Below are 24124 nucleotides of genomic sequence, written 5' to 3' on the forward strand. Positions count from 1 at the left end.
GCCTTGCCCGGGGCGCGGTCACAGCCAGTCGCCGCGCCCCGTTCCCACCGCCTCACTGACCGAGGCGAAACCGTCCCGCTTCAGCAGCGCCTCGAGGCCCAGAGCGATCTCGCGTGCCAGCGCCGGGCCGCGGTAGATCAGGGCCGTGTATAGCTGCAGTGCAGATGCACCGGCGCGGATCTTGGCATAGGCCTCCTGCGCCGTCGAAATGCCGCCCACGCCGATCAGCGGCAGCGCCGTCAGAGTCGAGAGCCGCGCCAGCACCCGCGTCGATTTCTCGAAGAGCGGCGCGCCCGACAATCCGCCGGGCTTGTCCGCATCCGCGCTGCGCAGCCCCTTGCGCGAGAGGGTCGTGTTCGTCGCGACGATCCCGGCGATACCGGCCTCTTCCGCCGCTTCGGCAATATCCGCCAGCTCCGCCTCCGTCAGGTCGGGGGCGATCTTCAGCAGGATCGGCAGCGGGCGGGGCAGGGCGGCATTCGCCTCCTGCACGCGGGCCAGAAGGGCCGCTAGCGCAGCTCGCCCCTGAAGATCACGCAGCTTCTCGGTATTGGGCGAGGAGACGTTGACGGTGGCGAAATCGATATGCGGCCCGCAGCGCGTCAGCACCGCCGCGAAATCGCCGGCGCGATCCGCGCTGTCCTTGTTGGCGCCGAGGTTCAGCCCGAGGCATTGCCCCGCGGGCCGCCGCGCCAGCCGCTCTGCCGCGGCTTCCATCCCCTCGTTGTTGAAGCCGAAGCGGTTGATCGCGGCGCGATCCTCGGTCAGCCGCCAGAGGCGCGGGCGGGGGTTGCCGGACTGCGGGCGCGGCGTCACCGCGCCCACCTCGACCCAGCCGAAGGCGCAGCGCGCGAGGCCGTCCAAGGCGGCGGCGTTCTTGTCGAGGCCGGCGGCAAGGCCGACGGGGTTCGGCAGCGAAAGACCCGCAAGGCTGACCGCCAGCCGCGGGCTGCGCACCGGCCCGCCGCGCGGCCCCAGCCCGGCCCGCAGCGCCGAAAGCGCCAGACCATGCGCCCGCTCGGGGTCGAGGCGGCGCAGCCCGGCGAGGGCGAGCCTTTTGGCGCCGCTCATTCCAGCTCCGGAAAGTCGTGGCGCCCGCCAACGAGGGGCAGCGGCTTCGACCACAGCACGTCATCGAGGCGCAGCGGCCGGTAGAGATGCGGGAAGAGGGCGCCGCCGCGCGAGGGTTCGCACCGCAGGCCCTCGCCCAGGCTCTCCGCCTCGAGCGCGATCAGCATCAGCCCGTCCTCGCCGGCGAAGTGCTTCGCCGCCGTCTCTTCTACCTGTGCGGCGGTCGAGATGTGGATGTAGCCGTCGGTGACATCGATGGGCGCGCCGTCGGTCTGGCCCGCTTCCTCGAGCGCGGCCCATTCGGGCGCGCGGAAAATCTTGTAGATCAGCATGGGTCTGCTGATGCCGCCGCGGGGCGCCCCGGTCAAGGCGCTTGCCCTGGGCGCCATTGCCTGAAGGAAAGGCGCTTTGCGTCATCGGCCTGTCATTCGCCCGCGATAGCCGAACGTCAGCTTTGACACAGGCGTGTCGTTGCGCCCAGTGTACCCGTGACCAACCCAAGGGGGAAATCCATGACGATCAAGCTTTTGTCCACCAGCGCCGCGCTCGCGCTGATCGCGGGGGCCGCGCAGGCCGATCTGTCGATGACGATCCTGCACACCAACGACTTCCACGACCGGTTCGAGCCGATCAACGCCTATGATTCGACCTGCTCGGCCGAAGAATCCGACGCGGGCGAATGCTTTGGCGGCATCGGCCGGCTGGTCGCCGCCGTGGCCGAGGCGCGCGAGCGGGCGGGCGACAACGTCCTGCTGCTGGACGCGGGCGACCAGTTCCAGGGCTCGCTCTTCTTCACGCAGTACGGCGGCGATATCGCGGCCGAGTTCATGGGCGATCTCGATTACGACGCCATGGCCGTCGGCAACCACGAGTTCGACAACGGCCCCGAGGGTCTGTCGGACTTCCTCGACCAGGTCGATTTCCCGGTCCTCTCGGCCAATATCGACGTCAGCCAGAACGACCAGCTGGCCGGCCGCGTCGAGAAGTCGGTGACGATCGAGGTCGGCGGCGAGCAGGTCGGCATCGTCTCGGTTCTGGCCGAGGACACGCCCGAAACCTCCTCCCCCGGCGATACGGTCATCTTCTCCTCCGACGTCGATGCCGCGCAGGGTGAAATCGACCGCCTGACGGAAGAAGGCGTCAACAAGATCATCCTGCTGACCCACGTCGGCGTCACCGAGGACAGCCGCCTGGCCGAAGAGCTGACGGGCGTCGACCTGATCATCGGCGGCCACAGCCACACGCTGATGACCAACGACGGCGAGGCCGAGTACAGCTACCCGACCATGGTCAACGACGTCCCGGTCTTCACCGCCTATGCCTACGGCAAGTACCTCGGCGAGATTCAGGTGACCTTCGACGACGAGGGCAACGTGACCGAACTGAGCGGCGATCCGATCCTGCTCGACGCCTCGGTGACCGAGGACGAGGCCGCCGTGGCCCGCGTCGCCGAGCTGGCCGCCCCCCTCGAGGAGCTGCGCAGCGAGGTCATCGGCGAAAGCGCCGGGCCGATCGACGGCTCGCGCGAGACCTGCCGTGCCGGCGAATGCGAAATGGGCAACCTGGCGACCGACGCCATGCTCGACCGCGTCGCCGACCAGGGCATCCAGGTCGCGATCACCAATGGCGGCGGCCTGCGCTCCAGCATCGACGCGGGCGAGGTCACCATGGGCGAGGTCTTTACCGTCCTGCCGTTCCAGAACACCCTCGCCACCTTCGAGGTCGACGGCGCCACGCTGATCGAGGCGCTCGAGAACGGCGTCGGCCAGATCGAAGAGGGTGCCGGCCGCTTCCCGCAGGTCTCGGGCATGAGCTACACCTTCGACGCCAGCGCCGAGCCGGGCAGCCGCATCTCGGACGTGATGGTCGGCGGTGAGCCGATCGACGAGAGCGCGACCTACGGCGTCGTGTCGAACAACTACGTCCGCAACGGCGGCGACGGCTACGCGATGTTCGAGGATGCCGCCAATGCCTACGACTTCGGCCCCGACCTGGCCGAGGTGATGGCCGAGTACATCACCGAGAACTCGCCCTACGAGCCCTATACCGACGGCCGCATCACCGCTGCCGGCGAATAAGACAGGCCGCAAAGCGGCACCCAGCGGGCGCGTCTTCGGACGCGCCCGTTTTTTGTCGGGGATCTCAGAGCCGCTGGTCGTAGGCCTGTCGCGCCGTCTCGACTGCGCCGAGGTTCTCGTAGGTCCAGCGGTAGAGCGCGCGGAAGGGGGACTGCAGCGATCGGCCCAGCGGCGTGATCTCATAGCGCACCGCCACCGGCGAGCTGGCGATCACCTCGCGGTGGACAAGGCCGTTCCGCTCGAGCTTGCGCAGGGTCTGGGTCAGGCTTTTCTGGCTGATCCCCTCGAGCTGGCGCTTGATGTAGTTGAACCTCTGCGGCCCCTCGTCGAGGACATGGAGGATCATCATCGACCATTTGTCCGCGATCTCGGAGAAGAGGGCGCGGTTCGGGCATCCCGCGCTGAAGCATGTGGGCTGCTGGGTCATGGTGGTTACCTTCGCTGCACCTGATGGTCTGAAAGTGCGTTCTTGCGCTCAGGTATCTATTTTATACCTAGGCGTCCAGATCAACTGGAGAGCCTTCCATGTCCACCGATATCCTGTTTCAGCCGTTCCGCCTTGGCGCGCTCGAGCTTGCCAACCGCATCGTCATGGCACCGATGACCCGGGCCCAGGCGCCCGAGGGCATCCCCGGGCAGCCGCAAGCCGACTATTACCGCCGCCGGGCCGAGGGCGGCGCCGGGCTGATTTTGTCCGAGGGCACGGTGATCGACCGCCCCGCCAGCCGCAACCTCGCCGGCATCCCGCTTTTCCACGGGGAGGCCGCGCTGGCCGGCTGGAAGGGCGTGATCGACACGGTCCATGCCGCCGGCGGCCGGATGGGGCCGCAGATTTGGCATACCGGCTCCACCCGCGCTGGCGCTTGGGAGCCGGAGGCCCCGGTCGAAAGCCCCTCGGGCCTCGTGGGGCCGGGCGATCCGCGAGGCGTGGCGATGACCGACGAGGATATCGCCGATGCCATCGACGCCTTCGGCCGTGCGGCGGGCGACGCCAAGCGCCTTGGCTTCGATCTGGTGGAGCTGCACGGCGCGCATGGCTACCTGATCGACCAGTTTCTCTGGGCGGGGACCAACCTGCGCGAGGATGCCTGGGGCGGGCAGACCCTGCCGGAGCGCGCGCGCTTCGCCGCCGAGGCAGTCAAGGCCGCCCGCGCTGCCGTCGGCCCGGACTTTCCGCTGGTCCTGCGCCTGAGCCAGTGGAAACAGCAGGATTACGCCGCGCGCCTCGCCACTACCCCGGCCGAGATGGAGGCCTGGCTCCAGCCGCTGGCCGAGGCTGGCGTCGATATCTTCCACGCCTCCCAGCGCCGCTTCTGGGAGCCGGAATTCCCCGAGATCGACGGCGAAGAGGGGCTGAACTTCGCCGGCTGGGCCAAGAAGGTGACGGGGCGTCCGACGATCAGCGTCGGCTCTGTCGGCCTGTCGGGAGAGTTCCTCGCAGCCTTTACGGGCGAAAGCTCGCAGACTACGGATTTGGGCCGGCTGACCGCGCGGATGGAGCGCGGGGAGTTCGACCTGATCGCGGTAGGCCGCGCGCTGATCAGCGACCCCGACTGGCCGCGCAAGGTCCGAGATGGGCTAAGCGAGGACCTCAGGGGCTTCGACGCCGCCGACCTCGCAACGCTGGCCTAGGCGGGGTCGGAGAGGTTCATCCGCCGCGCCGTGCGGCGGATGAACCCCTCGTAGAAGGCCCAGAGGAGGGCGGCGAAGAGCACGATGGCGATGCCGATCACGCCGAGGCCCCAGATCCGCGTGGCCCAGCCCGTCAGCGCCACCAGCACCGCGCCGCCAAGACCGGCGGAGGCGATCTGGAAGCCGATGGCACTGTCGGCATGGGCGCGGCCCACCCGCTCGGGCGTCATCGCCACGAGCGAGGCGAAGATCGGCGCCAGGAAGAAGCCGATGCCCATCAGCCCTGCCAGCGCGAGGGCGGGCGTCGGCTGCAGCCAGAACAGCAGCGCGCCCAGCAGCGCCAGGATCATGCAGCCGCGCAGGACAGGCACCAGCGGCACCCGGTCGGCGATCAGCCCGAAAAGTACGCGCCCCACCATCAGGCTGCCCCAGTAGAGGGTGACGAAGACGCCGGCGCGGGTCGGATCGATCCCCCGCTCCAGCGTCATCAGCGAATAGCTCCACTGCGCGGTCGCCATCTCGATCCCGCTGTAGAAGAAGAACAGGCCCATCCCCAGCCAGACCGAGGGGCGGCGCAGGGTTGCCCATGTGCTGGCATCCGGCATATCTGGCGCGGCCTCCTCGGCGGCGGCGATGGCCTCGGGGTCCTCGGCCCAGCGGGCGCGGGTGGCGAGGAAAGTCGCCGCCAGCGCCAGTTGCGCCACGCCGACGATCACGTAGCTCAGTCGCCAGCTGAGACCCGCGCTGAGAACGCCGGTCACGATCAGCGGCCCCAGCGTGGTGCCGAGGCCGAAGAAGGCATGCAGCCAGTTCAGCGTGCGGGCGCTGAAGTGCCGGGCGCCATAGGCGTTCAGCCCGGCATCCACCGCGCCGCCGCCCAGCCCCGCCAGCACGCCCAGCACCAGCAGCGGCGGAAAGGCGGGCGCGGCGGCAAAGCCCAGCAGCGCCAGCGCCGCCGCGAGGGTCGAGGCCGCCAGCACCATGCCGAGCGAGACATGCCGCAGGATCGCCCCGCCGAGAAAGCTCGAGGTCAGGTAGCCCGCCGTGGTCGCGGCGGCGACGAGGCCGAGGTTGTCGAGCGCGACATCGAAGCCGCGGCTGATCGAGGGCCATGAGACGCCCAGCAGCCCGTCCGGCAGGCCGAGGCTGATGAAGGCCAGAAAGGCCAGGCTGGCCAGCAGGGTCGCGCGCGACATGGGGGCTCCTCTCGCTGCGGGGGGCAGCCGGGACAGCCATACCGCGCTGGCGCGCAGGCTCAAGCCGGGGGCTGGACCCGCGCGCGCCGGGGCGGCAGATTGGCCGCGGGTCCGAGAGGAGAGGCGCGATGTGCGGACGCATGGCGATCACGCTGCCGCATGCGGCGATGGCGCAGGTCTTCGAGGCCGCGGCGTCGAACGACCTGCCCGAGGGGCCGAACTACAACGTTTGCCCGACGAACGATGTCGCCGTCGTCACTGCGCAGGATGGCGCGCGGCGGCTGCGGGCGATGCGCTGGGGCCTGCTGCCGCGCTGGTACAAGGCACCGAATGGCGGGCCGCTGCTGATCAACGCCCGCGCCGAGACGGTGGCCGAGAAGCCCGCCTTCCGCGAGGCCGTGCGCCAGCGCCGCGGCATCCTGCCCGCCAGCGGCTACTACGAATGGACCCTGGGCGAGGGCGGCGCGAAGCTGCCCTGGTTCGTCCACCGCCGCGACGGCGCGCCGCTCGCCTTCGCCGCGCTCTGGCAGGACTGGGCGGGGGAGGGCGGTCCGCTGACCACCTGCGCCGTCGTCTCCTGCGCGGCGCAGGGCACGATGACCGCGATCCATGCGCGCATGCCCGTGGTGCTTGAGGCCCCGGACTGGCCGCTGTGGCTGGGGGAGGCGGGGCATGGCGCGGCGCCCCTGATGCGCCCCGCCGAGGAGGGGGTGCTCGCCTTTCACCGCGTGGACCGTGCGGTGAACTCCAACCGCGCCGCGGGGCCGGAGCTGACCCAGCCGGTGGAGGCCTAGGGGTTTACGCATCGCCCGACCGCGCCATCTGGCGCGTCAGGAGGTACGACCATGACCCTGACCCTCAACGCATCCTGCCGCTGCGGCGCCGTCCGCTTTTCCTGCGAAAGCCACGCGCCGGTGCCCTTCATGCGCTGCTACTGCTCGATCTGCCGCAAGACCCAAGGGGGCGGCGGCTACGCCATCAACCTCTCGGCCCGCGCCGAGACGCTGACGGTCGAGGGCGAGGAGGCGATCGGCGTCTTCCACGCCGAGATCGCGGACGAGGCGGGCCATTGCGAGGTCAGCTCCGGCGAGCGCCGTTTCTGCACGAAATGCGGCACCGCGCTCTGGGTTTTCGATCCCTCCTGGTCCGAGCTGATCCACCCCTTCGCCAGCGTCATCGACACGGAGCTGCCCGTGCCGCCCTCCTCGGTGCACATCATGCTCGACTTCAAGCCGGACTGGGTGGCGGTGGAGGCGGGGCCGGAGGACGCCGTCTTCGACCGCTACCCGCAGCAGTCGCTGGAGGACTGGCACAAGGAGAGAGGGCTTTGGGTGGAGTAGCGGAAACTAATCCGTCAGCGCTTCGGCGACTTCTTCACGCAATTCCTCGGGCCACCCTTTCGGAAGGAGGTCCTCGAAAACCTCGTGTTCCATGAGTTCGAGGTATTCGTCGATCCGATGGTCCTGACCTGCATTAGATCCTTGGGGGTTCAGCCAGAGGGTCTTTCCGATGTGTCTGAAGCCTAGGAACCCCATGGGGACATGGCAGACCGTATCATCGCTACGGCAGATATTCATCACGAAGTCCTCGCCCTTGATGCGCTGAGAGCTTCGGAGCGTCTTAGGCGACGCAAAGCAAAGTGCCGGAATTTGAAGAGAGCTTCCAACAATTTGCGCAGAGGCCGCTCCCAAGGAATGACCGATTATGAGCTTGGGTTTCAGTGGTTTTGCGAAGGCATATACAGTTGTAGCGTGCTCTAGAAAGCCGGCGTGGTATGACGCACCGCTATCGCCCCGAGCGACATCGAAACCCTCTGCCGTCCCTCCGAATAGATCGTACACATCAAAGTTGAACCGGTACCAATCGCTGAACTCGTTTGTGCCGGGAATAATTAGTGTGCCATCATTCAGGTAGGCCGCCTGTACGCCCGATAAGTCAATCTCGGTATGAACGTCGATGCGATCCCTTGAGCTGTAGATTTCCTTTATCAGATTGGCAGCGTTAATGATTTCCATAAAAAGACCTCAATCAAGATAAGTCTTGAGATGGCGCCGAAAAATAAAATGGCGCCGCGCTAGAATAGCGCGACGCCAAAAGTCATGCAACCTTAAGTTGTTTAGGCCGCCTTCGCCAGGTTCCGCAGCACGTAGTGCAGCACGCCGCCGTTCTGGATGTACTCGATCTCCACGGCGGTATCGATGCGGCAGCGCAGGGTGACGTCCTTCGTCGACCCGTCTGCGTAGGTGATCGTCGCCGTCACCTCCGAGAGCGGTTTGACGTCGGACAGGCCCTTGATGTCGACCGTCTCCTCGCCCATCAGCTCCAGCGTCTTGCGGGTGTCGCCGCCGGTGAACTCGAAGGGGATGACGCCCATGCCGACGAGGTTCGAGCGGTGGATACGCTCGAAGCTTTCGGCGATGACCGCCTTCACGCCCAGAAGCGCGGTGCCCTTGGCCGCCCAGTCGCGCGAGGAGCCGGCGCCGTATTGCTCGCCGCCGAAGATCACCAGCGGGCGATCCTGCTCGGCCCAGGCCATGGCGGCGTCGTAGATCGCCATCTGGCTGCCGTCAGGCCCCTTGGTGTAGCCGCCCTCGACCCCGTCCAGCATCTCGTTGCGGATGCGGATGTTGGCGAAGGTGCCGCGCATCATCACCTCGTGGTTGCCGCGGCGCGAGCCGTAGGAGTTGAACTCGCGCTGGGGCACCTGGTGCTCGACCAGGTACTTGCCGGCGGGGGTCGTGTCCTTGAACGATCCGGCGGGGCTGATGTGGTCGGTGGTGACCATGTCGCCCAGGATGGCGAGGACCTTGGCGCCCTCCACGTCGTGGATCTGGCCCGGCTCGGGGTCCATGTCCCGGAAGTAGGGCGGGTTCTGCACGTAGGTCGATGCCGGCGGCCAGTCGTAGGTCTCGCTGTCCGGCGTCTCGACGCCCTGCCAGCGGTCGTCGCCCTTGAAGACATCGGCGTACTTCGACTGGAAGGCCTCGCGCGTCACGGTCTTCTGGACGAGGTCGGCGATCTCCGCCTGGCTCGGCCAGATGTCCTTGAGGTAGACGTCGTTCCCGTCCTTGTCCTGGCCGATGACGCCATGGGCCAGATCGACGTTCATGTCGCCGACCAGCGCATAAGCCACGACCAGCGGCGGGGAGGCGAGGTAGTTCGCGCGCACGTCGGGGCTGATCCGCCCCTCGAAGTTGCGGTTACCCGAGAGGACCGAGGTCGCGATCAAGTCGTAGTCGTTGATCGCCTTCGAGATTTCGGGCTCCAGCGGGCCGGAGTTGCCGATGCAGGTGGTGCAGCCATAGCCCACGAGGTTGAAGCCGATGGCGTCCAGATCCTCCTGCAGCCCAGCCGCCTCGAGGTAGTGCGACACGACCTGGCTGCCGGGGGCGAGCGAGGTCTTGACCCAGGGCTTGCGGGTCAGGCCAAGCGCGCGCGCCTTGCGGGCGACGAGGCCGGCGCCGATCATCACGTAAGGGTTCGAGGTATTGGTGCAGCTGGTGATCGAGGCGATCACGATGCTGCCGTCGTGCAGCTGGTAGTGGCCGTCGTCGGTGGCGACATAGCCGCGCTGGTGGTGGCCCTCGTCACCGGGGATGTCCATCGGCTCGGGCTGGCCGCCTTCGCCTTCCCAGCGGATCTCAGACTTGGCCGAGGTGTCCTGCGCGCTGCGCTGGGCCTTGATGTACTCACCGAAGGTGGTCGAGGCCTTGTCGAGGGCGATGTAGTCCTGCGGGCGCTTGGGGCCCGAGATCGCTGGCACGATGGTGCCCATGTCGAGGTGCAGCGTGTCGGTATAGACCGGGGCGTAGTCGTCGCCGCGCCACATGCCGTTTTCCTTGGCATAGGCTTCGACGAGCGCAATGCGGTCCTTGTCGCGGCCGGTCTGCTCCATGTAGCGCAGGGTCTCGGCGTCGATCGGGAAGAAGCCGCAGGTGGCGCCGTATTCGGGGGCCATGTTGCCGATCGTCGCGCGGTCGGCCAGCGGCAGGTGATCGAGGCCTTCGCCGTAGAATTCGACGAACTTGCCGACGACGCCCTTCTCGCGCAGCATCTCGACGACCTTGAGGACGAGGTCGGTGCCGGTCGTGCCTTCCATCATGCGGCCGGTCAGCTCGAAGCCGACGACCTCGGGGATCAGCATGGAGATCGGCTGGCCCAGCATCGCGGCCTCGGCCTCGATCCCGCCGACGCCCCAGCCCAGAACGGCGGCGCCGTTGACCATGGTGGTGTGGCTGTCGGTGCCGACGAGCGTGTCGGGATAGGCGACCTCTTCACCGTTCTGGTCGGTGTCGGACCAGACGACCTGCGCGAGATACTCGAGGTTCACCTGGTGGCAGATGCCGGTCCCCGGCGGGACGACGCGGAAGTTTTCAAAGGCCTTCTGGCCCCACTTCAGGAACTGGTAGCGCTCGATGTTGCGCTCGTACTCGCGCTCCACGTTCATCGCGAAGGCGCGCGGGTTGCCGAATTCGTCGATCATCACCGAGTGGTCGATGACAAGGTCCACGGGGTTCAGCGGGTTGATCTTCTGCGCATCACCGCCGAGGCCGAGGATGCCGTCGCGCATCGCGGCAAGGTCCACGACCGCCGGAACGCCGGTGAAATCCTGCATCAAGACGCGGGCCGGGCGATAGGCGATCTCGCGCGGGTTCTTCCCGCCCTGCGCGCCCCATTCGGCGAAGGCCTTGATGTCGTCGGTCGAGACCGAGAAGCCGCCGTCCTCGAACCGCAGCAGGTTCTCCATCACCACCTTGAGGCAGGCGGGCAGGCGAGAGAAATCGCCAAGGCCTGCTTCGGTGGCAGCGGGGATGGAATAATAGGCAAGGCTCTGGGAGCCTGCGGTCAAGGTGCGCCGGGTCTTGGCGCTGTCCTGCCCAACGGTGATCGGCATGCTGCGTGCCCCTTCTGGCTGTATGGCTCGGCTCTGCAATCCGCTTGTGCCCCAGGGCCCGCAAGCGATCAAGTCTGGCCGTGCCCCGTGATGTATACCATCGCACACCGAAGTCCAGTGGCGGCCCGGCGCTGCATGACCTACGGTCCGGCTCTCTCGCGCTTGGTTGATTGGCCTGACGGAAGCGGTCAGGTTAAGCCTGTCGGGCACTGAGGCAGCTGGGGAGCCCATCATGCGCAGGATCATCTTTGGCGCGGCCGCGGCGGTCACGCTGCTCGCCGGCGGCGTGCGCGCCGGTGACGATCCGGTGGTGGTGGAGCTGTTCACCTCGCAGGGGTGCTCCTCCTGCCCGCCGGCGGACGAGATGCTGGCCGACCTCTCGCGGCGCGACGATGTCATCGCGCTGGGGCTGCATGTCGACTACTGGGACTACATCGGCTGGCCGGACCGCTTCGCCGATCAGGCCTATACCAGCCGCCAGCAGCACTACGCCGCCGAGGCGGGGGAGCGCACGATCTACACGCCGCAGTTCGTCGTCGGCGGCCGCAGGCAGGTCACCGGCGCCCGGCCGATAGAGCTGATGGACGCGATCCAGGCCCATGAGGAGGCGCCCGAAGAGGTCCATGTCGCGCTGGAAGAGGGGGCGGACGGGCTGTGGCTGACCGCACCGGCCGCCCAGGCGCCGCGGCCCATGGCGATCCACCTCGTGCACTACCAGCCCGAGTCGCGGGTCGAGATAGAGGCCGGCGAGAATGCGGGCCGGACCCTGACCTACGCCAATATCGTCACCTCTTGGGAGGTGCTGGGCGAGTGGGATGGCAGCACGCCGCTGCGCATGCAGCTGCCGCAGGGCGGGGGGCCGGGCGCCGTCCTCGTGCAGGCCACCGGCCACCACGGGCCGGGCGCGATCCTCGCCGCCGCGCGGCTGGACTAATCCGCGCCGCCGGCACGCGCCTTGCCGGCACCGCCCTTCCAGCGGCGATGGATCCAGAACCACTGACCGGGATGCGCCTCGATCCGCGCCTCGAGCCGGCGCGTCATCTCGCGCGTCATCTCCACCGGGTCGCCATGCGGGATCGGGGCCTCGACCGCGACCTCGAAGTCGAGGCCGTTCGGCTGCCGGATGCCGAAGTAGGGCACCAGCAGCGCGTCGTAGCGCAGCGCCAGCTGCGCGGCTGACAGCGAGGTGCTGGCCGGGCGCCCGAGGAAGGGGATCGGCGTGCCGCCCCGCTCGTGCACGTCGAAAAGCAGCGTGGCCATGCCGCCGCCGCGTAGGTGGCGGACGAAGCCGGTGGTGCCCGCGCGGCTCTTGGCGAAGACGGGCCCAGAGAGGTCCTCCATCGTCGCGGCGTAATGGGCGTTGAAATAGGGATTGGACATCGCGCGGTAGAGGCCGCCGATGGTGTAGCCCAAGCGGGTCAGAACCACGCGCGGTGCCTCGTGGTTGCCGAAATGGCCGGTGACGAAGATCACCGGGCGGCCTGCCTCGCGTGCCTCGGCCAGCGGCGCGAGACCCTCGCCCCGCGGCTCGACCCGGGCCAGGCGCGCCGCGAAGTCCCGGCGCGAGTAATTCTCGATCAGCGTGCGGCCGAGGTTCTCGCAGCAGTCAGCGGCAATGGCGCGGCGGCGCGCCTCGGGCATATCCGGCCAGATCAGAGCGAGGTTCGCCAAGGCGCGGCGCCTGTAGCCGGCCAGCGGCGCCACGGCGCGGCGGCTGAGGCGGCCCATCGCCGCCACCCGTGCGGGATAGGGCAGGCCATGGGCGCCGGCGATCAGGCCGCGCATCGCCCGGTCGGCGATCCAATCCGTCCTCGTCCCCTCGGCCGTGGCCTTGCGCGCCGCCATGCGCCCGTCCTTCCCGTTGCGCCACCGGGTGGCGCTGGGGCCGCCCGCATCGGGCAGACCTAGGCCCTTGGCGCGGCGAAGCCAAGCCGGGCGCGGCGCGGGCCGGCAAACCCGCGCCGCTGCCCCGGGGCGGGGCTGCGGATCACTCGGCCTCGTCCGGGACCGACAGCTCGATGTCGCCGGCATCGGCGCGGTCGCGGATCAGCGTCACCAGCTTCTGCATCGCGGCCTCGCCATCGCCTTTGCGGATGCGGCCCTTCTCGGCGATCTCCTCGCGCAGCTGCTCGGCCATGCGCTTGGACATGTTGGACAGGATGTAGTCGCCCGCCAGTCCTTCCGGCCCGCCGGCTCCGGCGGCGGCGGCAAGGGCGGTGACCAGCTCTTCCTGGTCGAAGCTTTTCGCGAGCTTGGGGATATCCGTCGGGGCGACGCGGGTCGGGATGTCGGGGAAGGTGAAGATCGCGCGCCGCACCTCTTCGGCGAAGGGGGCGTCGTCCTGATGCAGCCCGTCGAGCACCGAATCCCGCATCTGCGACTGGGCGGAGTTCAGGATCGCGCCGACGCGGTTGCTGGCCGGGATCGGGAAAGCCGGGGCGGGCCGCGTGCAATGCTCTGCCGCGAGCGCCTGGCCGATCCGGCTTACTGCTTCGGGCAGCACGCTCGCCGTCTGCGACATCGCGTAGGTGATGCGCCGCGCCCGTTCCCCGGGCAGGCGGCCCAGCACCTCGGCCGCCTTGGAGACCGGCAGCTTCGAGAGGGTGACGGCGGCAACCTCGGTGCTTTCGTCCTGCATGATCGGCAGCAGCTCCGCGGGCTCGAGCTCGATGATCTGGACCCAGGGGTCCGATCCGTAGGTGCCGGCCGATTCGGCGCGCAGCCGCGCGGCGGCGGCGGGGCTGATCTGACCGGCCAGCGCCGCGAGCGCCTTGTCGACGCCGCCCATCGCGGGCACGCCCAGCTGTTCCACCTGGTCCGCGAATTCCTGCACCACCTGCGAGAGGATGCCGCGATCTGCCATCGGCAGCGTCCCAAGCTCTCGCGTCAGGTTAAGCTGCACGTCCTCGGGCAGGTTGTTCAGCGCCAGCTTGCGTCCGTCGGACAGCAGCAGGCGCACCACCAGCGCCGCCTTGCGGCGGCGGGACAGGGTGGCGGGATCGGTTCCGGCGAGGCTGGGCATGGCGGACCTCTGCGCTGAAGGCGGGCAGGATGATCCTGCACCGGGCCTCCTTGCCAGATGGTTAGCGCCGCCTTCACGACCCGCAGGTCAGGGCTGGCTGAAGGTCACCGCCATCTGCCGCAGGCTCTCCCGGAACTCCGGGTGCAGCGTCTCTTCGTTGGCGGTCAGCCCGTGCATCGTCTCGGCCAGGTCCGCGATCTCGTCGCAGTCCTGCTGCGAGAAATCGCGATCCGAGCGGGCGAAGCTGCAGACCGACCGGCTGCCGCCCGTCTGCGTGGCATAGGTGACGCCATGGGCAAGGCCGTATTCGGCCGCGATGGCCAGGATGCCGGCCTCGTCCTCGGGCGCGAGGTCGGACCAGCGGATCATTCCGGTGTTGCGAAGGCCCCAGCGCACGGTGGGATCGGTCATGATCAGCCCGCGCCGGGTATAGGCATCGGTCCATTCGCGCGAGTAGGTCCGGAACATGAAGGCGGGCGTCGTGAAGGCCACGTGCAGCGCCATCGCGAATCCCGCCGGCGCAAGCTGTTTCAGGCGGCCGAGGGAACGGCCCATCTCTTTGGATCGGATCACGTCGTTGCCAACCTTTCCGGGCAATTCTTGCCCAACCTCATACAGTAAACTATCTTCATAAACGGGAACACCTAGACTTTTGGATCGGTTCGACCGTGGTGGCGCCTTTGGGCGGAAAGGACAGTGGTTTGTACGATGACAAGGCCGCCGATCGTGACGCTCTGCCCGGTCTCGCCCCGGCAGGGTACTACCTGGCGCTGAGGGTCGGCTTTGCCTTCCCGATCGAGGAGGTCAACGCCCTGCCAAAGGCCTGGGTCGATCACTACACCCGAGGCGGCCTGCTGCTGGACGATCCGGTCATGCGCTGGGTCCATGGCCACACCGGCACAGTGCGCTGCAGCGAGCTCGCGCAGAGCGATCCGGTGGGCGTGCTGCAACAGGCAAAGCGCTTCGGCATGGTCTACGGCCTCGTCGCGGCGGTGACGGATGCCAAGGGGCCGGAGCGGTCCTGGGGCATGTTCATGCGCGACGACCGCGAATACGACGATGCAGAGGCGGTGCGGTTGCTGGCCCTGGTCGAGGCCCTGCACCGCGAGAAATCGCCGCCCACCAACCTGACGCGGGCCGAGATCGAGGTGCTGCGCATGGTCAAGAACGGCCTGCGGATCAAGCAGATCGCCTACGAGATCGGGGTGACGGACGGCGCGATCAAGCAGCGGCTGAAGAACGCGCGGATCAAGCTGGACGCCGCCACCGCCACGCAGGCGGCCACGCTGGCCAGCGACTTCGGCCTGATCTGACGATCCTGCAATTTCGCTATTTACGCAGGGTATGATTCAGCCTGCCGGACTTCGATAAATGGCCATGTCCATTTGGAGAGGTTCCATGCAACACATCACCTTCGGCTTCACGTCCCTGCACACCCGCGGCGAGGCCTTCTTCGGCTTTCTCGCCCTCAGGAAGCGGTTCTTCGTCGATACCCTGAACTGGGACATCCCGCATGATTCGGTTCTGGAGATGGATCAGTACGACAATCCACTGGCCCATTATTCACTGGTCCTGCGCGACGGGATGGTGATCGGCGGGGCGCGCACCATGCCGACCACGGCGCAATGGGGGCAGCACAGCTACATGCTGCGAGACGCCCTGATGGGCAAGCTGGGGGATATCCCCCCCGCGGTCATGCCCGGCGACGTCGCCAGCCCCGAGGTCTGGGAATGCACTCGCCTCGTCATCTCGGACGAGGTGAAGGGGGCGACCGACCGCGCGCGCTGCCTGTCGCTGATCGTCGGCGGGCTTGTCGACGTGGCGGGGCGGGGCGGCGCCTCGCAGCTGATCTCGCTCTCGCCGCTCTCGCTGACGCGCACGCTGCGGCAGCTGGGCTTCGGGGCAGAGCGGCTGGGCGAGCCTTACGTCAACGCCACCGACGGGCGGCGCTACGCGGTCCTGACGATGCCCTGCCGCGCCTCCCAGCGGGTGCGCGAGGTCGAGCAGCCCCTGGCCGCCTGAGGCGGGTCTTTTAGGGGGGACTGCGACGGGCGGCGCCGGTGGCGCCGCCCGTGCCATGCTACGCGCCGAAGACGCGGGCGAAGATGCGGTCGACCTGCTTGGTGTGATAGCCGAGGTCGAACTTCTCCTCGATCTGCTGGGGGCTGAGCGCGGCGGTCACCTCCGGATCGGCGAGCAGCTCGGTACGGAAGTCGGCGCCCTGTTCCCAGACCTTCATCGCGTTGCGCTGCACCAGCGTGTAGGCATCCTCGCGGCTGACGCCGGCCTGCGTCAGCGCCAGCAGCACGCGCTGGCTCATCACGAGGCCGCGGAACTTGTGCAGGTTCTTCTCCATCGTCTCGGGGTAGACGACCAGCTTCTCGACGACGCCGGCCAGCCGGCTCAGCGCGAAATCGAGGTGCACGGTCGCATCCGGCCCGATCCCCCGCTCCACCGAGGAATGCGAGATGTCGCGCTCGTGCCAGAGCGCCACGTTCTCGAGCGCGGGTGTCACGGCAGAGCGGACCAGCCGGGCGAGGCCGGTCAGGTTCTCGGTCAGGACCGGGTTGCGCTTGTGCGGCATCGCCGAGGAGCCCTTCTGCCCCTTGGAGAAGAACTCTTCCGCCTCGAGAACCTCGGTGCGCTGCATGTGCCGGATCTCGGTGGCGATGTTCTCGATCGAGCTGGCAAGGACGCCCAGCGTGGCGAAGAACATCGCGTGCCGGTCGCGCGGGATGACCTGCGTGCTGATCGGCTCGGGCGCCAGGCCCATGGCGGCGCAGACATGCTCTTCGACCGCCGGGTCGATATTGGCGAAGGTGCCGACGGCGCCCGAGATCGCGCCCGTCGCCACCTCGGCGCGCGCGGCCTTCAGCCGGGCGAGGTTGCGATCCCATTCGGCGTAGAAGCGCGCGAAGGTCAGGCCCATCGTCGTCGGCTCGGCATGGATGCCGTGGCTGCGACCGATGCGCACCGTGTCCTTGTGCTCGTAGGCGCGGGTCTTCAGCGCCTCCATCAGCCGCTCCACATCCGCGATCAGCAGGTCGGCGGCGCGGGTCAGCTGCACGTTCAGCGTGGTGTCCAGCACGTCCGAGCTGGTCATCCCCTGGTGCACGAAGCGCGCCTGCCCGTCGCCGATGAACTCCGCGAGGTGGGTCAGGAAGGCGATGACGTCGTGCTTGGTGACGGACTCGATCTCGTCGATGCGGGCGACGTCGAACTCCGCGTCCTTCGCCTTCCAGACGGCCTCGGCGGCCTCCTTCGGGATCACGCCCAGCTCGGCCTGAGCATCGCAGGCATGGGCCTCGATCTCGTACCAGATGCGGTACTTGGTCCGCGCCGACCAGATCTCGACCATCTCGGGGCGGGCGTAACGTTCGATCATCGGCGGGGGCCTCCCGTTGCCTGTTTTCGCGCAGGGTCTTAAGTGGCGGTGCCCCGGGGGACAAGGCCCGGAGGCGCGCGGGTCAGGGGGCGGCACCATGGACATCGAGGCACGCTTCGGCGGGGACTGGCTGTTGCGCCGCCGCGTGGCGCAGAAGGGGGCCGGGGGTCTGACGCTGATCGCGCGCCTCGAGGGCCGCGCTTGGCTCGAGCCGGCGGGCAGCGGCCGGCTGCTGTACCGCGAGGCGGGGCAGCTTTCCCTGCGCGGCGGCCCCGTCCTGCCGGCCGAGCGGCGCCTGATCTGGCAGCCGCGGGGGCACGCGGTGGAGGTGACTTTCGAGGACGGGCGCGCCTTCTTCACCTTCGATCTGGGGCAGGGCACGGCGACGCCGCATCCCTGCGGCAACGACCTCTACCGGCCGCGCCTGACGCTGCAGGGGCCGGAGGTCTGGTGGCTGGGATGGGCGGTGACCGGGCCGAACAAGGCGCAGGTGATCGCAAGCCGCTACCGGCGCCCCTGAGCGGGGCGCCGGAGCGCAGGCATCAGAAGCCCAGCGGCAGGGAGATCTGGTTGGCGTTCGACAGCGTCGTCAGGATGCACAGCCCCGAGACGGCCAGGGCCGAGATCCGCATCAGCACGGTCTGCGTCCGGCTCCGCTCGCCCGGCTGGGTGCTGCGCACGCCGCCGGTCGGGGTCGCGGCCTCCAGCGCCGCGTTCACCCGTGCGATTTCGGGATGCATCGGGCGCGGCATGTCCGGCGTGTCGTTCGCGGGACTGGCGTTCGCGGGGCTGGCGGTGGCCCGCCGGCTGCGCGCCGCGAGGATCTCTGAGGCCGGGACCGGCCGTGCCGGGCGGACGCGGGGCTTGTCCTTGCCACCGGCCGGAGCCTCGGCCTCGGCGCGGGGCGCCCCAGCGGCGCGGTTGGCCGGCTTCGCCTGATCCGCGTCGGGAGCGGCTTCGGCGCCGCGTTCGGCCTGTTGGGCCGATCCGGTCGCGGCGCGCAGCGCCTCCCAATCGATGTCCGCGTCCTCGGGGGGCGTCGCGGGCTGCTGCGGCTTGCGGTCGATGAAGATGTTCTCACCGCCAGCGGCGGGGCGGGGCGCGGCCTGAACGCGGGGCTTGGCGCGCCGCGCCTTGGACTCCGCCGGCTTGGCCGTGTCGTCGTAGCGTTGAAGCAGCCGGTCGAACTCGTCGACGGCGGAGGGTCCGAAGCCCGAGTTGGAGGGCTGCGCCGCCTCCAGCGCCTCGACGAGCTCGTCGATGAGGTCGGGCGAGGCGGGGCCGGCGAGCTGCTTCCAGATGATCCGGTCGGAGGGGTAGCGGCCGCTGACGCGGTCGGCGATCAGCCGGGCCAGAGCGCCCTGGCGCATCGCCAGGCCGCCGAGTTCGCCCTCGCCAAGCTGGGGGCTTCCGACGCTGATCGTCAGGCAGGTGTCGTAGGCGCCGCGAAGGTCGGGGGACAGGGCCAGCAGGATGCGCGCGCCCGACAGATCGAAGACGGCGGTGTCCTCGTAATCCCAGGTCAGCTCGCATTTCGTGGAGGGGCCGTCGTGCAGGGCAAGTTCCAGATCGCTCACCAGACGGCCGAAATCCAGCGCGGGGGCGCTGCGATACAGCAGTTGGGCGACGGTGCTCGTGCTCTGTCCAGACATACCGACCTCCGATCGTTGGTGCACCAACTATACGCCACTGAGTCTGTGACCCGGCCTAGGTCGAACTGAGGTCAATTGAAGGCAAACTACAATCCGCGCGCCATCATTTCGCCGCAATGGGCGAGGGTGTCGGGCTTTGCTGGGGCGGGGTCGGCGCTGCGGAGGACAGCGATCAAAGGCAGGAGGGACGCCCGAAGGCGCCCCTCGACCGGGTCGCGCGGCCCCCGCGGGCCGCGCCGTCCGGCAGGTTCAGCAGCTGTAGTACAGCTTGTACTCGATGGGGTGCGGGCAATGCTCGTAGGCATAGACCTCTTCCCACTTCAGCTCCATGTAGCCCATCAGCTGGTCGCGGGTGAAGACGTCCCCGGCCAGAAGGAACTCGTGGTCCTTCTCAAGCTCTTCCAGCGCCTCGCGCAGGCTGCCGCAGACGGTCGGGATCTGCGCCAGCTCTTCGGGCGGCAGGTCGTAGAGGTCCTTGTCCGAGGAGGGGCCGGGATCGATCTTGTTCTTGATGCCGTCGAGACCGGCCATCAGCAGCGCCGAGAAGCACAGGTAGGGGTTCGCCGAGGGATCGGGGAAGCGGGCTTCGATGCGCTTGGCCTTGGGGCTTTCGGCCCACGGAATACGCACGCAGCCCGAGCGGTTGCGGGCCGAGTAGGCGCGCAGCACCGGTGCCTCGAAGCCCGGGATCAGACGCTTGTAGCTGTTGGTCGTGGGGTTGGTGATCGCGTTCAGCGCCTTGGCGTGCTTCAGGATGCCGCCGATGAACCACAGCGCTTCCTGGGAGAGGTCGGCATACTTGTCGCCTGCGAAGAGCGGCTGGCCGTCCTTCCAGACCGACATGTTGACGTGCATGCCGGTGCCGTTGTCGCCCGAGATCGGCTTGGGCATGAAGGTCGCCGACTTGCCGTAGGCCTGCGCCACGTTGTGGATGACGTACTTGTACTTCTGGATGTCGTCGGCCTGCTTGGTCAGCGTGCCGAAGATCATGCCCAGCTCGTGCTGCGCGCTGGCAACCTCGTGGTGGTGCTTGTCGACCTTCATGCCGATGCGCTTCATCGTCGACAGCATCTCGGAGCGCATGTCCTGCGCGTCGTCGACCGGGTTGACCGGGAAGTAGCCGCCCTTGACGCCGGGCCGGTGGCCGGTGTTGCCGATCTCGTACTCGGTATCGGTGTTCCAGGCGCCGTCGATGGCATCGACCTGGAAGCTGACCTTGTTCATCGAGACGGAGTAGCGGACGTCGTCGAAGATGAAGAACTCGGCCTCGGGGCCCATGAAGGCGGTGTCGCCGATGCCGCTGGCCTTGAGGTACTCCTCGGCGCGCACGGCGGTTCCGCGCGGGTCGCGGTCGTAGATTTCGCCGGTGTCGGGCTCGACCACGGTGCAGTGCAGGCAGATCGTCTTCTCGGCGTAGAAGGGATCGATGTAGGCGCTGTCGCCGTCGGGCATCAGCTTCATGTCGGACTGGTCGATCGACTTCCAGCCGGCGATCGACGAGCCGTCGAACATGAAGCCTTCCTCGAAGAAGTCCTCGTCGACCTGATCGGCCATGACGGTAACGTGCTGCAGCTTGCCGCGCGGATCGGTGAACCGGATGTCGACGTATTCGACTTCCTCGTTCTTGATCATCTTCAGGACGTCTGTGCTCATGATGTCACTATTTCCTTCGTGTTGTGTCCGGACCTTCGCCGGAGCTTAGATGGCGTCGTCGCCGAACTCGCCGGTCCGGATGCGGATGGCCTGCTCGACGGTGCTGACGAAGATCTTGCCGTCGCCGATCTTCTCGGTGCGGGCGGCATCGGCGATGGCGGCGATGGCACGCTCCAGCTGGTCGTCCGGCAGGACCACCTCGATCTTCACCTTGGGCAGGAAATCGACGACGTATTCAGCGCCGCGATAGAGCTCGGTATGGCCCTTCTGACGGCCGAAGCCCTTGACCTCGACCACCGAAAGTCCCTGCACGCCAACTTCCTGCAGGGCCTCCTTCACCTCGTCGAGCTTGAACGGCTTGATGATCGCCTCGATCTTTTTCATTGCGTCCTGCTCCCTCTTCGCGGCTCCCTGCGCCTAAGATCACGGCGCTTCGGGCACCTCAATTCAAGCCGCCGGGCTTGGCAAGATCCCGGGCGTGAATGATGGGCATATGATTAAAAGTCGGGATAGTAGCCCAAGAAATGAGCACGAAGGAAACACCATGACCCTGCTTCCGCTGCCGCTTCTGACCGCCGCCGAAATGCGCGAGGCGGAGGCCGCGGCGATGGCCGGCGGCGCCGTCACCGGGCTTGACCTGATGGAGCGGGCGGGCGCCGGCGCGGTCGAGGCGCTGCTCGCGCGGCTGGGGCCAGAGGCGCAGGGGCGCGCGCTGGTTCTCTGCGGGCCGGGCAACAACGGCGGAGACGGATTCGTCGTGGCGCGGCTGCTGGCGGAGCGGGGCTGGAGAGTGACGGTCCATGCCATGGGCGGGGGGGGCGGCGATGCCGCCACGGCCCGCACCCGCTGGGAGGCGCTGGGCCCCGTCCGCCCGATGGACGAGGCGGCAGAGGCCGTCGCCGGGACGGAGGCGGCGGTGATCGTCGACGCGCTCTTCGGCACCGGCCTCACCCGGGCGCTGGATCTGCCGGTGGTGCAGGCGCTTGCCCGGCGGCGGGCGGCGGAGGCGCCGCCCTTCGTGCTGGCGATCGACACGCCCTCGGGCCTCGATGCCGACAGCGGGCGCGTGCTGGGGCAGGCGGTCTCGGCGGATCTGACGGTCAGCTTCCATACCGCAAAGCCGGGCCATGTCCTTGCCGAGGGACCGGCCCACTGCGGCAGCCTGCGGGTCTGCGATATCGGTCTGCCGCCCGCCGAGAGCGCGGCGCGGCTGGTCGCGGCGCCGGAGATCGAGAAGCGCGGCGGCCACAAGTTCGACTACGGCCATGCGCTGGTGCTCTCGGGCGGGGTCGGGCGCGGCGGCGCGGCGCGGATGGCGGCGCGCGGGGCGCTGCGCATCGGCGCGGGGCTGGTGACGCTGGGCTGTCCGCCCGCCGCCGTCATCGAGAATGCCGCGCAGTTGGACGCGGTGATGCTGCGCCCGCTGAAGGATGCCGATGCGCTGCGCGCCATGCTGGAGGATGCGCGTCTGAACGCCCTCTGCCTTGGCCCCGGCCTCGGCACCTGGGGGCGGGAGGCGGCGCTCACCGCCGCCGCGCTGGCCTCCGGGCGGCGGGCGGTCCTCGACGGGGATGCGCTGACGCTGATCTCGCAGGACGCGGGGCTGATGGCGGCGCTGCATCCCGGCTGCCTGCTGACCCCGCACGAGGGCGAGTTCAAGCGCCTCTTTCCGCAGATCCACGAGCGGCTGGTGGCCCCTGCAACCACCGGGCCAGCCGTCTCGCGCATCGATGCCGCGCGGCAGGCCGCAAGCGAGGCGGGGTGCACCGTGCTCCTCAAAGGGCCGGACACGGTGATCGCCGATCCGTCGGGCGCGGTGCGGGTCCATGCCGGGGTCTACCAGCGGGCCGCGCCCTGGCTGGCGACGGCGGGGGCGGGCGACACGCTGGCCGGTTTCGCCTGCGGCCTTCTGGCGCGCGGTCTGCCGCCGCTGGAGGCTGCCGCCGCCGCCGCCTACCTGCACGTCAGCTGCGCGCTGGAGGTGGGCCCGGGCCTGATCGCCGAGGATCTGCCCGAGGCCCTGCCGGCGGTGCTGCGCGGGATGACCCGCGCCGCGCAGCCGTCTTGACCGGCCCGGCGCCGCGCTAGCTTGCCCGGCATGACATCTCCCGTACTCATGTGGTTTCGCCGCGATCTGCGGCTGGCCGATAATGCCGCGCTGACGGCGGCGGCCTCTTCCGGCGGCCCCGTCGTTCCGGTCTTTCTCTGCGATGCCGTGCTGGAGGGGGAGGGGGCGGCCCCCCGCTTTCGCCGCGGCCTCTCGGTCGAGGCGCTGTCGCAGGCGCTCGAGCAGCGGGGAAGCCGGCTGATCCTGCGGCGCGGCAAGGCGGAGGAGATCCTGCCCGCGCTGGCCGAGGAGCTCGGCGCGAAAGCCGTCCACGCCGGGCGGCTGCATGGCCCGCGCGACAGGGCCAATGACGCCGCCGTCTCCGATGCGCTGACGGCGCGCGGGATCGCCTTTACCCTGCACGACGGTCACACGCTGCATCCGCCCGAGGCGGCGCGCACGACGACGGGGGGCAGCTACAAGGTCTTCACCCCCTTCTGGAAGGCCCTGCGCCAGCGCGATCCCGGCGCCCTCCTGCCCGAGCCGGCGCGACTGCCCGCGCCCGAGGCCTGGCCCGCCAGCGACGATCTGCAGGACTGGGCGCTGGGCGCGGCGATGCGGCAGGGCGCGGCGGTGGTGCAACCCCATTGCCATGCCGGCGAGGCGGCGGCGCAGGACCGGCTCGAGGCCTTCCTCGGCCGGCTGGACGATTACACCGAGGCGCGTGACCGGCTGGCCGACAGGGCGACCTCCGGCCTGTCCGAGAATCTGACCTATGGCGAGGTCTCGCCCCGCGCCTGCTGGCACGCGGCCTCCCGCGCCCTGCACGAAGGCGGGGCTTCGGGCCGGGGGGCGGAGGCCTTTCGCCGCGAGCTGGTCTGGCGCGATTTCGCCTGGCACCTGATGGCCCATGCGCCGGACATGGCGACGACGAACTGGCGCAGCGAGTGGGACGGGTTTCCCTGGGCCGATGGCGGACCGCAGGCCGAGGCCTGGCGCCGCGGCCGCACCGGCATGGATGTCGTCGATGCCGCGCAGCGCGAAATGTTCGTCACCGGCACCATGCACAATCGCGCGCGGATGATCTCGGCCTCCTACCTGACCAAGCACCTGATGACCGACTGGCGCGTCGGGCGCGCCTGGTTCGAGGATTGCCTGATCGACTGGGACGAGGCCTCCAATGCCGTGAACTGGCAATGGGTCGCGGGCTCCGGCGCCGATGCCAGCCCCTTCTTCCGCATCTTCAACCCCGAGACTCAGGCCAGCAAGTTCGACCCCGAGGGGCGCTACCGCCGCGCCTGGATCGCCGAGGGGCAGGAGAACCCGCCCAAGGGCGCGCTGGCCTATTTCGACGCGATCCCGCGCAGTTGGGGGATGAGCGCCACGGACGCCTATCCGCAGGTGCCGCTGATCGGCACGCGAGAGGGGCGGGAGCGGGCCCTTGACGCCTACCGCAGCCGCCGCGAAGAGCAGGGCTCCGAAGACGGGTGACTG

The 24124-nt window shown here is 68.9% G+C and carries 23 protein-coding genes; 10 read left to right on the forward strand and 13 right to left on the reverse strand.

What is annotated here, in order from left to right; translation table 11 throughout:
- Positions 1-18: 18 nt before the first annotated feature.
- Both DFP88_RS00740 and DFP88_RS00745 read right to left on the reverse strand, forming a co-directional pair.
- Entirely contained in the window at positions 19-1071 is a 1053-nt protein-coding gene (locus tag DFP88_RS00740; protein WP_110812540.1) for a quinone-dependent dihydroorotate dehydrogenase, read from the reverse strand.
- A complete protein-coding gene (locus DFP88_RS00745) occupies positions 1068-1403 on the reverse strand; it encodes a DUF952 domain-containing protein (protein ID WP_110813261.1) in 336 nt (111 codons plus the stop codon). Before DFP88_RS00745 ends, DFP88_RS00740 begins: the two co-directional genes overlap by 4 nt.
- Positions 1404-1583: 180 nt before the next feature.
- Between DFP88_RS00745 and DFP88_RS00750 the strand changes: the two genes are divergently transcribed.
- A complete protein-coding gene (locus tag DFP88_RS00750; RefSeq protein WP_110812541.1) occupies positions 1584-3149 on the forward strand; it encodes a bifunctional metallophosphatase/5'-nucleotidase in 1566 nt (521 codons plus the stop codon).
- A gap of 64 nt (positions 3150-3213) precedes the next feature.
- On the opposite strand, the gene DFP88_RS00755 is transcribed toward DFP88_RS00750, so the two are convergent.
- Positions 3214-3576 carry a winged helix-turn-helix transcriptional regulator gene (locus DFP88_RS00755; RefSeq protein WP_110812542.1) on the reverse strand — a complete coding sequence of 121 codons (363 nt, stop codon included), beginning with the start codon at positions 3574-3576 and terminating at the stop codon, positions 3214-3216.
- Positions 3577-3674: 98 nt separating this feature from the next.
- Between DFP88_RS00755 and DFP88_RS00760 the strand changes: the two genes are divergently transcribed.
- Positions 3675-4781, forward strand: coding sequence for an NADH:flavin oxidoreductase (locus DFP88_RS00760; RefSeq protein ID WP_110812543.1), 1107 nt, complete (start codon positions 3675-3677; stop codon positions 4779-4781).
- Here DFP88_RS00760 and DFP88_RS00765 read toward each other — a convergent pair.
- The gene (locus DFP88_RS00765; RefSeq protein WP_110812544.1) at positions 4778-5977 is read right to left on the reverse strand and encodes an MFS transporter; all 1200 of its coding nucleotides are present in this window, start codon (positions 5975-5977) and stop codon (positions 4778-4780) included. The genes DFP88_RS00760 and DFP88_RS00765 overlap by 4 nt on opposite strands.
- 128 nt (positions 5978-6105) lie before the next feature.
- Between DFP88_RS00765 and DFP88_RS00770 the strand changes: the two genes are divergently transcribed.
- The gene (locus tag DFP88_RS00770) at positions 6106-6771 is read left to right on the forward strand and encodes an SOS response-associated peptidase (RefSeq protein ID WP_110812545.1); all 666 of its coding nucleotides are present in this window, start codon (positions 6106-6108) and stop codon (positions 6769-6771) included.
- A 51-nt stretch (positions 6772-6822) separates the two neighbouring features.
- Complete coding sequence (locus DFP88_RS00775; RefSeq protein WP_110812546.1) at positions 6823-7317, forward strand: GFA family protein; 495 nt, start codon at positions 6823-6825, stop codon at positions 7315-7317.
- 6 nt (positions 7318-7323) lie between these two features.
- Here DFP88_RS00775 and DFP88_RS16785 read toward each other — a convergent pair whose 3' ends face one another.
- Both DFP88_RS16785 and acnA read right to left on the reverse strand, forming a co-directional pair.
- Complete coding sequence (locus DFP88_RS16785) at positions 7324-7992, reverse strand: alpha/beta hydrolase family protein (protein ID WP_146227391.1); 669 nt, start codon at positions 7990-7992, stop codon at positions 7324-7326.
- A 101-nt stretch (positions 7993-8093) separates the two neighbouring features.
- A complete protein-coding gene (gene acnA, locus DFP88_RS00785; protein WP_110812548.1) occupies positions 8094-10871 on the reverse strand; it encodes an aconitate hydratase AcnA in 2778 nt (925 codons plus the stop codon).
- 232 nt (positions 10872-11103) lie between these two features.
- Between acnA and DFP88_RS00790 the strand changes: the two genes are divergently transcribed.
- Entirely contained in the window at positions 11104-11805 is a 702-nt protein-coding gene (locus DFP88_RS00790) for a DUF1223 domain-containing protein (RefSeq protein WP_110812549.1), read from the forward strand.
- On the opposite strand, the gene DFP88_RS00795 is transcribed toward DFP88_RS00790, so the two are convergent.
- The 3 genes from DFP88_RS00795 to DFP88_RS00805 all read right to left on the reverse strand — a co-directional run bounded on the left by DFP88_RS00795 (position 11802) and on the right by DFP88_RS00805 (position 14466).
- Complete coding sequence (locus DFP88_RS00795; RefSeq protein WP_110812550.1) at positions 11802-12716, reverse strand: lysophospholipid acyltransferase family protein; 915 nt, start codon at positions 12714-12716, stop codon at positions 11802-11804. The genes DFP88_RS00790 and DFP88_RS00795 overlap by 4 nt on opposite strands.
- A 142-nt stretch (positions 12717-12858) precedes the next feature.
- The gene (locus DFP88_RS00800; protein ID WP_110812551.1) at positions 12859-13893 is read right to left on the reverse strand and encodes a FliG C-terminal domain-containing protein; all 1035 of its coding nucleotides are present in this window, start codon (positions 13891-13893) and stop codon (positions 12859-12861) included.
- Between the two features lie 87 nt (positions 13894-13980).
- Entirely contained in the window at positions 13981-14466 is a 486-nt protein-coding gene (locus DFP88_RS00805; RefSeq protein ID WP_146227393.1) for an autoinducer binding domain-containing protein, read from the reverse strand.
- A gap of 128 nt (positions 14467-14594) precedes the next feature.
- Between DFP88_RS00805 and DFP88_RS00810 the strand changes: the two genes are divergently transcribed.
- Entirely contained in the window at positions 14595-15206 is a 612-nt protein-coding gene (locus DFP88_RS00810; RefSeq protein ID WP_245904619.1) for a helix-turn-helix transcriptional regulator, read from the forward strand.
- Positions 15207-15291: 85 nt separating this feature from the next.
- Positions 15292-15915, forward strand: a complete 624-nt coding sequence (locus DFP88_RS00815; RefSeq protein WP_110812553.1) for an acyl-homoserine-lactone synthase — start codon at positions 15292-15294, stop codon at positions 15913-15915.
- 58 nt (positions 15916-15973) lie between these two features.
- Here the strand turns inward: DFP88_RS00815 and purB are convergent, their stop codons facing one another.
- The gene (gene purB, locus DFP88_RS00820; RefSeq protein WP_110812554.1) at positions 15974-17278 is read right to left on the reverse strand and encodes an adenylosuccinate lyase; all 1305 of its coding nucleotides are present in this window, start codon (positions 17276-17278) and stop codon (positions 15974-15976) included.
- Between the two features lie 97 nt (positions 17279-17375).
- Between purB and DFP88_RS00825 the strand changes: the two genes are divergently transcribed.
- Positions 17376-17798, forward strand: a complete 423-nt coding sequence (locus DFP88_RS00825) for a DUF6314 family protein (protein ID WP_110812555.1) — start codon at positions 17376-17378, stop codon at positions 17796-17798.
- Positions 17799-17820: 22 nt separating this feature from the next.
- Here the strand turns inward: DFP88_RS00825 and DFP88_RS00830 are convergent, their stop codons facing one another.
- From DFP88_RS00830 to DFP88_RS00840, 3 genes are all read right to left on the reverse strand, one after another.
- On the reverse strand, positions 17821-18930 hold the full coding sequence (locus tag DFP88_RS00830; RefSeq protein WP_110812556.1) for a hypothetical protein: 1110 nt from the start codon (positions 18928-18930) through the stop codon (positions 17821-17823).
- A 249-nt stretch (positions 18931-19179) separates the two neighbouring features.
- Positions 19180-20583 (reverse strand): type I glutamate--ammonia ligase, encoded by a 1404-nt coding sequence (gene glnA / locus DFP88_RS00835; protein WP_110812557.1) that lies wholly within the window; start codon positions 20581-20583, stop codon positions 19180-19182.
- Between the two features lie 45 nt (positions 20584-20628).
- Positions 20629-20967 (reverse strand): P-II family nitrogen regulator, encoded by a 339-nt coding sequence (locus DFP88_RS00840; protein WP_110812558.1) that lies wholly within the window; start codon positions 20965-20967, stop codon positions 20629-20631.
- Between the two features lie 160 nt (positions 20968-21127).
- Here DFP88_RS00840 and DFP88_RS00845 point away from each other — a divergent pair, with 160 nt between their 5' ends.
- Together DFP88_RS00845 and DFP88_RS00850 are read left to right on the forward strand one after the other, a co-directional pair.
- Positions 21128-22651: an NAD(P)H-hydrate epimerase gene (locus tag DFP88_RS00845; RefSeq protein WP_245904621.1), complete on the forward strand. Its 1524-nt coding sequence runs from the start codon at positions 21128-21130 to the stop codon at positions 22649-22651.
- Positions 22652-22681: 30 nt separating this feature from the next.
- Positions 22682-24121 (forward strand): cryptochrome/photolyase family protein, encoded by a 1440-nt coding sequence (locus tag DFP88_RS00850; RefSeq protein ID WP_110812559.1) that lies wholly within the window; start codon positions 22682-22684, stop codon positions 24119-24121.
- The last annotated feature ends 3 nt before the right edge of the window (positions 24122-24124 follow it).

Origin of the sequence: Pseudoroseicyclus aestuarii, assembly GCF_003217255.1 — a bacterium.
GTDB lineage: Bacteria > Pseudomonadota > Alphaproteobacteria > Rhodobacterales > Rhodobacteraceae > Pseudoroseicyclus > Pseudoroseicyclus aestuarii.